The 9,554-nt window shown below is 46.2% G+C and carries 11 protein-coding genes; 8 read left to right on the top strand and 3 right to left on the bottom strand.

Annotated elements, in window-relative coordinates:
• The first annotated feature begins 245 nt into the window (after nucleotides 1-245).
• The 6 genes from DWZ40_RS18715 to DWZ40_RS18690 are packed head-to-tail and all read left to right on the top strand — an operon-like array spanning nucleotide 246 to nucleotide 4,537.
• Complete coding sequence (locus DWZ40_RS18715; protein ID WP_118544320.1) at nucleotides 246-668, top strand: hypothetical protein; 423 nt, start codon at nucleotides 246-248, stop codon at nucleotides 666-668.
• A complete protein-coding gene (locus DWZ40_RS18710) occupies nucleotides 665-1,156 on the top strand; it encodes a PTS sugar transporter subunit IIB (protein ID WP_118544319.1) in 492 nt (163 codons plus the stop codon). Before DWZ40_RS18715 ends, DWZ40_RS18710 begins: the two co-directional genes overlap by 4 nt.
• 4 nt (nucleotides 1,157-1,160) lie before the next feature.
• Nucleotides 1,161-1,928 carry a PTS sugar transporter subunit IIC gene (locus tag DWZ40_RS18705; protein ID WP_118544318.1) on the top strand — a complete coding sequence of 256 codons (768 nt, stop codon included), beginning with the start codon at nucleotides 1,161-1,163 and terminating at the stop codon, nucleotides 1,926-1,928.
• Nucleotides 1,912-2,748 (top strand): PTS system mannose/fructose/sorbose family transporter subunit IID, encoded by an 837-nt coding sequence (locus tag DWZ40_RS18700; RefSeq protein WP_118544317.1) that lies wholly within the window; start codon nucleotides 1,912-1,914, stop codon nucleotides 2,746-2,748. Before DWZ40_RS18705 ends, DWZ40_RS18700 begins: the two co-directional genes overlap by 17 nt.
• A gap of 18 nt (nucleotides 2,749-2,766) precedes the next feature.
• The gene (locus DWZ40_RS18695) at nucleotides 2,767-3,858 is read left to right on the top strand and encodes an SIS domain-containing protein (protein WP_118544316.1); all 1,092 of its coding nucleotides are present in this window, start codon (nucleotides 2,767-2,769) and stop codon (nucleotides 3,856-3,858) included.
• A 22-nt stretch (nucleotides 3,859-3,880) separates the two neighbouring features.
• A complete protein-coding gene (locus DWZ40_RS18690) occupies nucleotides 3,881-4,537 on the top strand; it encodes an HAD family phosphatase (RefSeq protein WP_182430427.1) in 657 nt (218 codons plus the stop codon).
• A 277-nt stretch (nucleotides 4,538-4,814) separates the two neighbouring features.
• On the opposite strand, the gene DWZ40_RS18685 is transcribed toward DWZ40_RS18690, so the two are convergent.
• A complete protein-coding gene (locus DWZ40_RS18685) occupies nucleotides 4,815-6,212 on the bottom strand; it encodes a sodium:alanine symporter family protein (protein ID WP_118544314.1) in 1,398 nt (465 codons plus the stop codon).
• 341 nt (nucleotides 6,213-6,553) lie between these two features.
• A complete protein-coding gene (locus tag DWZ40_RS18680) occupies nucleotides 6,554-7,114 on the bottom strand; it encodes a manganese efflux pump MntP family protein (RefSeq protein WP_118544313.1) in 561 nt (186 codons plus the stop codon).
• Between the two features lie 526 nt (nucleotides 7,115-7,640).
• Between DWZ40_RS18680 and DWZ40_RS18675 the strand changes: the two genes are divergently transcribed.
• Together DWZ40_RS18675 and DWZ40_RS18670 are read left to right on the top strand one after the other, a co-directional pair.
• Nucleotides 7,641-8,060 carry an AzlD domain-containing protein gene (locus DWZ40_RS18675; RefSeq protein WP_243035389.1) on the top strand — a complete coding sequence of 140 codons (420 nt, stop codon included), beginning with the start codon at nucleotides 7,641-7,643 and terminating at the stop codon, nucleotides 8,058-8,060.
• Between the two features lie 99 nt (nucleotides 8,061-8,159).
• Nucleotides 8,160-8,912 carry a tRNA threonylcarbamoyladenosine dehydratase gene (locus DWZ40_RS18670; protein WP_118544312.1) on the top strand — a complete coding sequence of 251 codons (753 nt, stop codon included), beginning with the start codon at nucleotides 8,160-8,162 and terminating at the stop codon, nucleotides 8,910-8,912.
• A gap of 13 nt (nucleotides 8,913-8,925) precedes the next feature.
• Here the strand turns inward: DWZ40_RS18670 and DWZ40_RS18665 are convergent, their stop codons facing one another.
• Nucleotides 8,926-9,330, bottom strand: a complete 405-nt coding sequence (locus DWZ40_RS18665; RefSeq protein WP_118544311.1) for a PaaI family thioesterase — start codon at nucleotides 9,328-9,330, stop codon at nucleotides 8,926-8,928.
• Nucleotides 9,331-9,554: the final 224 nt, after the last annotated feature.

Genomic DNA, 9,554 nt, shown 5'->3' with positions numbered 1-9,554 from the left:
TCAGAAAAGGAGCGTGTTCACAATTTATTTACTCATGCGTTTGTCGTGAAACAAAAGATGTTTCTTTTAAATGTATAAAAAAGTATGAAAAATGTAAAAAAATATTGCAAAAAAGTATGAGTATGTTATAATGAACCTACATAAATATATATACATATGTAGAGGAAAGAAATGTAAAATCGCCAATAATGTATATATATTACAAATAAATGTAAATATCAATAAAAAGAAGGGAGGATGGTGGGATGAGGCATCTGCTGTTAGCTTCCCATGGCCCATTAGCAGGAGCTATACTGGAAAGTGCTTCGTTTATCTGTGGAAGTGCACTGATAAGTCCGGTAAAAACCATAATGGTCGCAAGAGAGGATTCAGGCGAACGCATCCGGACACAGGTTGAGCAGATTCTTTCCGGATTTGAAGCCGGAGATGAAATCATAGCGCTGACAGATGTGTTTGGAGGAAATGTGAATAACATTCTGACGGAATATCTGTCCGCTAAGAAGCTGTATCTGGTTGCGGGCATGAATCTGGGCATGGTGCTGGAAGCGCTTTTAGCACCGAAGGATATGCAGACAGAGGAATTGGCTGCATATCTGGAAAACGTAGGAAAAGAAGGCGTCAGGTATGTGAACCGGATTGCACAGCCGGGAGAGGAGGATGAACTATGATAAAGGCACTGCATTTGGATGACCGTCTGATTCACGGACAGGTTGCTATATCATGGACAAGGTTTCTGGATGCAAACGTACTTTTAGTAATCAACGATGAGGTTGTAAAAAACGAGCTCAGGAAAAAAGCTTTGAAAATGGCAGTTCCGCCGGGGGTGAAATATGGCTTCCGAAGCGTGGAGGATGGAATTGCTTTTTTAAACGCACCGGAGAATCAGAAGTATAAGATTATGGCATTGGTCAGCGACCCGCAGGATGCGGCGAAGGTATGCAAGGGCGTAAAGGACGTACAGCGTCTGACCATCGGAGGAGTGAGAAAAAAGGCGGAGTATATTACAGATAATCTGAATTTGACAAATGAGGACATGAAAGCACTTCTTGAAGTGATAAAAACAGGAGTGGCAGTGGGAATGCTTCCGACGCCCAGTGACAAATTCGTAAATCTTGAGAAGCTTCTTGTAAAGGCATTGAAAAATCAGGAGGGATAACCATATGTTTATGAAGGCTTTTTTAGTGGCGCTGATCGCGGGAATATGTAAAATTGATAACCGTATTTTCGGAATGACGATGATACAGCGTCCATTAATCGTTGGAACACTGGTAGGATTCATTTACGGGAACCCGGTAGAAGGAATGATAATAGGAGCGCAGTTTGAACTGCTCAGTATGGGACTGGTGGGAATCGGCGCACATTCCGGTATGCCGGAAATCACTCTGGGAAGCGCATTATGTACTGGTTTTGTTCTGGGGAGCGGAACAGGAACCGAGGTAGCGCTGGCGCTGGCACTTCCGATTTCTACTTTCGCAACAACCATAGGATACCTGACATGGATTCCGTTAAACCATCTGCTCAGTGAGCGGGCAAAACGGGCGGCAGAGGACGGGAATACCCGTACTATGGAGATCTGTCAGTGGATGGGACTGTTCAATTATTTCTTCTTCCCGTTTTTGGTAGTCCTTTTAGGCATGCTGGTAGGAGCGCCGCTGTTTGAATATCTGATTAAAGTGATTCCTGCATTTATTACAGACGGAATCAAAGTGGCTTCCAATATGCTTCCGGCTCTGGGCTTTGCGCTGCTGATGCAGCTTACCTACAATAAGGAGCTGGCACCATACCTGTTTATCGGTTTTGTATTCGTTGCATTTTTAGGAATGAGCAATGTAGGTGTTGCGATTGTGGGAGCGATTCTGGCGGTTTTAGTATTTAATTCCAGCAATCATGCAAATAAGGAGGTGGCTGTCGATGACAACGAAATCTAATGAAGAGGCAACAGGCAAAAAAATAACGAAAAAGGATCTTATGTCTTTGTTTTTCCGCTCTTTTCTTCTTCCGGCCTGTTATTCCATGGACCGTATGCAGGCACCGGGCTTTGCCTATTCCATTATCCCTGTACTTAAAAAGCTGTATGGGGATAATAAGGAAAAATTATCGCAGGCTTTGAGCCGCCACTCTGAGGTATATAACAATACATTTGCCTGTTCTCCCTTTGTTCTGGGCATTGCGGCCGCAATGGAGGAGGAAGCTTCCGAAAATGAGGATTTCGATGTATCTTCCATAAACGCCATAAAGGTAGCCCTTATGGGTCCGCTGTCAGGAATCGGCGATACCTTTTTCTGGGGAACCTTCCGTATCATTGGCACCGGTATTGGTATATCACTGGCTATGCAGAGGAATCTTCTTGGCCCCCTTCTGTTCCTGCTGATTTATAACATCCCTAACTTCCTGGTGCGCTACTATGGCGTCCTGTTTGGCTACAAGCTGGGAGCGGACTCAATCGACACATTGGTTTCCGGCGGTCTTATGAACCGCGCGACCAGGGCGGCATCGGTTATGGGACTTACGGTAATAGGCGGCATGATTGCATCCATGGTATCCATAAAAATAGCGTTGGTAGCTAATTTTGGCTCTGATGTTACATTGGATGTTCAGTCAATTTTTGATGAAATCTGCCCCTGTATGCTTCCCCTTGCGGCAACCTTTATTGTATACAAGCTGTTAAAGAAGGGCGTAAAGGCATACTGGATCATGCTTGGAATTATTGCGGTAGGCATTGTAGGAAAATTTTTCGGAATACTGTAGATTTAAAGGAGAATTGAAATGAGTGATTTTGTAATGATGGATTATATCAATGAAACGCAGGAGGCAGCACTGCATATTGTAGATAAGAGTGAAGACCTCTGCCGCGTTTTTGCTGAAAATTTTGCAAAAAAGCCATATGAGAGAGTAATTTTGGCGGCCAGCGGAACCTCCTATAACGCATGTGTGACAGCAAGGTATTTTATGGAGAAGATGCTGGGAGTTCCCTGCGTGACAGTAACTTCCTACGCATTTGCGCATTTTGAAGACACACTGAAGCCGGAGACTGATCTGATGGTAGCTGTGACCCAGGAGGGGGAGAGCACGAATACCATTGATGCCCTTCAGAAAGCAAATACCCTTGGAATGGATAACTTTGTTGTGACAGAGTATTTGAACAACACATGCACCCAGACCGCAAAGAACAAGGTGACAATCGACTGCGGACGTGAGTTTGTGGGGCCAAAAACGAAGGGGTACACCTGCACGGTGCTGACGCTTTATGTGATGGCTCTGGAAGCGGCAAGGTACAGTAAGCGGGTGGATGAAGATACATACAGGAACTATAAGGAAAGACTGAATAAGGTGTTGGGTCACACAAACGCGGTGGTTGAAAAAACCAAGGCATGGTTTGAGACGAATAAAGAAGATTGGAAAGCCTGTGAGAAATGTTATGTGATCGGTTATGGCGCAAATGTGGGAACGGCAATGGAGGGAGCACTGAAATCTATGGAAACGGTCCGCTATCCCTATTTCTGGTTTGAGTCTGAGGAATTTCTTCATGGCCCTCTGGCCTCTGTAAAGCCGGATGTGTACACGGTGCTTATTTCTCCAAAGACCTGGGGTTATGACAGAATCAATACATTATTCAAAATCATGAATGACCAGAACGAGCATGTATATTCCATCGGCGCACAGGACGGAGTGGAGTCCGGCCATGTTCTGGAAGCGGATTTTATAAACGATGAGGACTTTTCTGCCCTGGAATACTGTATTCCGATGCAACTTTTGGCTTATCTGACTTATACAGCAAAGGGGATTGATCTGAATGTGCGCAATTATCCGCGCACAAGGGATGCATTACAGACAAAGGCAAAGCCAGTTCAGCGGTAAGAACGAGGAAAGGTGCAGGCGGATGGACGGAAGGATAAAGGCGGTCATTTTTGATATGGACGGTGTTTTGATTGATTCAGAGATTGTCTATATGAGAAGGCTTAAAGAATTTACCCGTGAGGCAGCCCAAAGGGAGGTTCCAAGGAAACAGCTTTTAAAGATGGTGGGAGCTACCTCGGAGGGGCACTGGAAGGCGGTCCGGGCGTATTTTCCGCCTGAATGGACCAGAGAACAATTTTTTGAGGCTTATAGAGTTTACGGAAGAAGCCATCCGGTGTCTTATCAGGATATTGTGTTTGAGGATACCATTCCTACGCTGAAAAGACTGAAGGCCATGGGTCTGCGTCTGGCTATGGCAACCTCCACGCCAAGGGAAAAGGCAATGGAGACGAAGGAGTTGTGCGGTTTTGGCAGTTTTATGGAGATTGTGCTGTGTGGGGATATGGTTAAGGAAAGCAAGCCTAATCCCGAGATTTACCTGAAATGTTTGGAACAGCTGGGATTATCCGGGGAGCAGTGTATTGTGGTGGAGGATTCCGCTTATGGAATTGAGGCGGCAAAAAGAGCCGGCCTTTATGTGGTAGCCAGGCGTGAGACCCGGTTTTCTATGAATCAGGAGGGGGCGGATTGTTATATTAACCGGCTGGGAGAGCTTCCTAGGCTGTTGGAAAACATGTAGTGTAACGGTTTCTAAATAACTGCACCATTCACGCAGAATGTTTTTTCAAGAGTACATGTCAAAAAACGTAGGCGTAGCGGGGCTACGCTGAGGCTTTTTGGCATGTATTCTCGGGAAAATAGGCAAGTGATATGGTGTAGTTAATTTAAAACCGTTACACTAGTATAATTTTAACACAAAAAGAGGACCTTGGATTCATTATGAACCCTTGGTCCTTCTTTTTTATAGGCTATGTTTTTTCACAGCCCCTTTTTTGACTTATGAAAAATATACAATCTTATGCATTCTTTCCCTCAGTCTCAAAATATTCTTTTGTCAGCTTAAACACGGTGCCAGATAATAGGAAGACACCGATCAGGTTCGGGATTGCCATAAGACCGTTGAAGGTATCTGCGATGTTCCATAACAGTCCCAGATCGACCGTTGCGCCGAGGATGGCAACCAGGGAGTAGGCAACCATGAATGGCTTGATGATCTTTTCATCGAAGATAAACTCAATGCAGCGTGCCCCATACAGTCCCCATCCGATGATGGTGGAGAAAGCAAAACAGCACATGGAAACTGCGGTGAAGATCGATACCCAGCTTCCATAAGTGGAAGTAAAGCCGGAAATCGTCAGTTCAGCACCTGCAGCTTCTCCGTAAGCGACCGGAACACCACTGCAGAGGATAACCAAAGCGGTCAGGGTACAGATGAGAATCGTATCGGTAAATACTTCAAAGATGCCGAAGAAGCCCTGCTTGACCGGTTTCTTGGTGTCAGCGCAGGCATGGGCAATGGATCCGGTACCAAGACCAGCCTCATTGGAGAAGATGCCGCGGGATACGCCGCGCTTCATGCTGGTAAAGAAGCTTCCGATCACACCGCCGGTCACGGCCTGCGGATGGAATGCGCCTTCAAAGATCATGGTAAATACCAGCGGGATGCGGTTTGCATGAAGCAGAACCACACCAAGTGCCAGAATAATGTAAAGAAGCGCCATGAACGGAACCAGCTTTTCTGCTACATTGCCGATACGTTTGACACCGCCTAAAAGAACCAGGGCAACCAAAGCGGCCAGAATGATACCGATGACCAGGCAGACAAGCGGTTTGCTCTGGTCCGTGATCAGATTGTAGTTTTCCAGTGCAGAGTTGATTGCGGTGGTGATGGTGTTGACCTGAGTCGCATTTCCGGTTCCAAATACGGTCAGTACGCCGAATGTGGAGAACAGGACTGCCAGCCAGCGCCATTTTGGACCAAGTCCATTTTTGATGTAGTACATCGGACCGCCGACCAGCTCTCCGTTTTTGTTTGTTTCACGGAAATGAACGGCCAGGGTTACCTCAGAAAACTTGGTACACATGCCGAGTGCTGCAGAAATCCACATCCAGAAGACTGCTCCCGGGCCGCCGATGGCGATAGCGCCTGCCACACCGGCGATATTTCCGGTTCCGACGGTAGCTGCCAGTGCCGTGCAGACTGCCTGGAACGGAGTCATGGCACCATCGGATGCATCGCGTTTGCGGAAGATTCGTCCGATGGTTACGCGGATCGCGTAGGGAAATTTGCAGATCTGCAGAAAGCGCAGGCCAAAGCTCAAATACAGGCCGACACCGATGATACAGATCATGGCAGGGACTCCCCAGATGAAGTTGTTGATCACATTGTTGACAGATTCGATTGTGTTTAACATAGGGATACCTTTCTTTCGTGGTAAAATAGGTGCTGCTGATCCAAACAGGGATATGTTCTCGTGGAAAATTCTAGAAAAGAAAAGATGAAACTTTCCGAAAAACACAAAAAGAAGAACAGCACGAACCGTCGAAAAAACACAGATGGGAGCATGTCCTTGATACACGGACAAACGGAGCTGCGAGACGGTCGAATAAAAAAATGATAACATAATATAGGAAAAAAGTATAGTAAAAACATGGGATGACATTGGAAAACCTGGAAAAACATAGAAAAATAAGTGCAAAGCAGCGTGTCGGAAGCTTTATCGGTATGCTGGACAGAAAAAAGAAAGCACCGGTTCTAGGAGAAGAACAGGTGCTCAATCAGAATTTTCAGACCAATCAGAATTAGGATGATACCGCCGATCAGCTCTGCCTTGGACTTATAGCGGGCACCGAATACGGTGCCGACTTTGACTCCGATCACAGAGATCACAAAGGTGGTGCAGCCGATAAAGGTGATCGCTGGAAGAATGTTTACATCCAGAAAGGCGAAGGTTACGCCGACAGCCAGTGCATCGATACTGGTTGCAATGGCAAGGACCAGCATGGTTTTGACATCCACCGAGGCATCGCAGGACTCTGCTTCCTGGTCCAGTGATTCCTTGACCATGTTAAATCCGATGATGCCAAGTAAAATAAATGCGATCCAGTGGTCGTAGGCTTTGATCGCACCCTGGAAGCGGATGCCGAGCATATAGCCGATCCAGGGCATGAGTGCCTGGAACCCGCCGAAATACAGGCCGATGATGAGAGCGTGTTTCGGGCGCAGCTTTTGCATGGAAAGTCCCTTGCAGACAGAAACGGCGAAGGCATCCATGGATAGGCCTACAGCCAGCAGAAATAATTCGATCAGTGACATGTGAAAATCCTCCGGTTTTTCTTAATTTTATGTGGAGCATCGCGGATTCTTGCACCTGGAGTGCTTCTTGCTGTGCCTATTTTGCAGAATGAATATTTTCATGAATCCGTAGACGTGTTGCTGTTGCATTTGGGCACACAATGAAAAAGAGACCTGTCTGCAGAATATTACCTTCTGCAGACAAGTCTCATCATTTGCAAATTTTGTGTATTTCATTTCGCATTAAGCAGAACCAGATGCAGATGCACCAGTGTGTTGACCCTGCTCCACGTTTGTTTGTGGCGACTACTCCCTTATCTTTTGCCTATTTTATCGAATGGATAGCAGGTTGGTCAATGCTAACATTTGATATGTTAGCATTTTGAAAATCCAGAGAAAAACTCGGTTCGCTTTTGCAATGACCGATTGAAAAACCAAAAAGAAAACGAGCTCGTTTTTGCAATGCCTGAAAAGAAACACATATTGACACGGTAGGTAAATTACCTTACAAATTCGTACAAATACACGAAAGATGAGGAATCTGTCAATGAACCGGGAATTAAATTTTGAGGGTGTGGATTTCTGCATGACAGCCCTGTTCGTCACAATTCTGATCGATCAGTGGAGGAAGAGCGAAAACCATGCTCCGGCGGTGATCGGCGGTGTGAGTGCAGTGCTGTTCCTTTTGCTATTCGGTTCCTCACGGTTTATGCTGCCGTTTCTTCTATTGAATAAACGGGAACTTCCGAAACGGATCGAATATCTGGGAAATGTGTTTCCTATGGCAATTATGGCGACTCTTGTGGTATACTGTTTAAAGAGTGTGCCGGAATCTGCCCTGCAGGACAATCTGATCCTGCTTGCGGGCGTGCTAGTCACTGCGGTTATTCATATCTGGAAGAAAAGCTCCATTTTGAGCATTACGGTGGGAACGGTCGTGTATATGGTGCTGGTGCATTTCGTCTAGGAACGAGAAACGGTGGCGTGGAATGCAGCATGAATCGGCTGCTATGACCGGCTGCAGTAAATGAAGGGGAAACATATCAGAAACAGAAAGGTAGATACGATGTTAAATCAGTTTTCAAGAACAGAATTATTATTTGGAAAAGAGGCAATGGAACGCCTGGCCCAGTCCAGAGTTGCTGTGTTCGGAGTTGGCGGAGTCGGCGGCTATGCCGTAGAAGCCCTGGTGCGAAGCGGTGTTGGTGCCATTGACCTGATCGATGATGACAAGGTGTGCCTGACGAACTTAAACCGCCAGATCATCGCAACCAGAAAAACCGTAGGAAAGTATAAGGTCGATGTGATGGAAGAGCGCATCCACGACATCAACCCGGACTGCAAGGTTACTACACACAAGTGCTTTTATCTGCCGGAGACAAAGGATGATTTCGACTTTTCCCAGTATTCCTATGTGATCGACTCAGTCGATACCGTAACTGCAAAATTGCAGCTGGTTATGGAAGCGCAGGAGAAGAAGGTGCCGATCATCAGCAGTATGGGTGCCGGAAACAAATTAAATCCGGCGATGTTTGAGGTAGCAGATATTTATAAAACCTCTGTCTGCCCGTTGGCAAAAGTTATGCGCCGCGAACTCAAAAAACGCGGTGTGAAGAAGCTGAAAGTGGTTTACTCCAAAGAGCAGCCGACCAGACCGATCGAGGATATGTCCATCAGCTGCCGCAACCACTGCATCTGCCCGCCGGGAGCAGCACACAAATGCATCGAGCGTAGAGACATTCCGGGCTCCAATGCATTCGTGCCGTCCGTCGTGGGACTGATCATCGCTTCCGAAGTCATTAAAGATCTGGCAAAATAACAAGATGGTTCGTTTACAGCTTTTGTCCAAGGAACATGGTAAAGTTCCCGGTGACTAACAGCTCTCCCTTTTCATTGGTGATATCGACCCGTGTTACCGCAGTATTTCTCCCTTTGTGGACTGCGGTGGCTTCTACATAGACTGTGCCGGAGTTTACTCCTTTTACAAAGTTGATTCCGGCACACTGGGTCACGTTTGCAACTTCGTAGGCATAAGTAGACATGCCGGCGGCAATGTCGCAGAGAGAGAAGAGGAAGCCCCCGTGGGCATTTCCGTACAGATTCAAGGATTCTTCCGTTATTTCTATGGAAAGCCGGGCATGACCCGGTTCAATTTCTAATAATCTCAGGTGTTCCTGCCCTCGGATGGGCTGGATATGTCGTTTGATTCCCTCTAGTATTTCCGGTCTTGTGATCATAAAAACCTCCATTTGTAAAAAAAATATCATAATAATATGCATAAAGAAACTGCAAAACAGCAGGCAAAACAGCAGCTTATACCTTCACACGCTAGAATATAACACCTTGAACGTCCATTTACAAGGGAAAAAATGATTGATAGGTTTTTCTGATGAATCTGATTCGTTTGTGCGGATACAGCCCACGACAAACGCATGAGTAAATAAATTGTGAACACGCTCCT

Source organism: Clostridium sp. AF32-12BH, from assembly GCF_003477935.1.
GTDB lineage: Bacteria > Bacillota > Clostridia > Lachnospirales > Lachnospiraceae > Brotaphodocola.
This window is presented reverse-complemented; position numbering and strand designations above follow the sequence as displayed.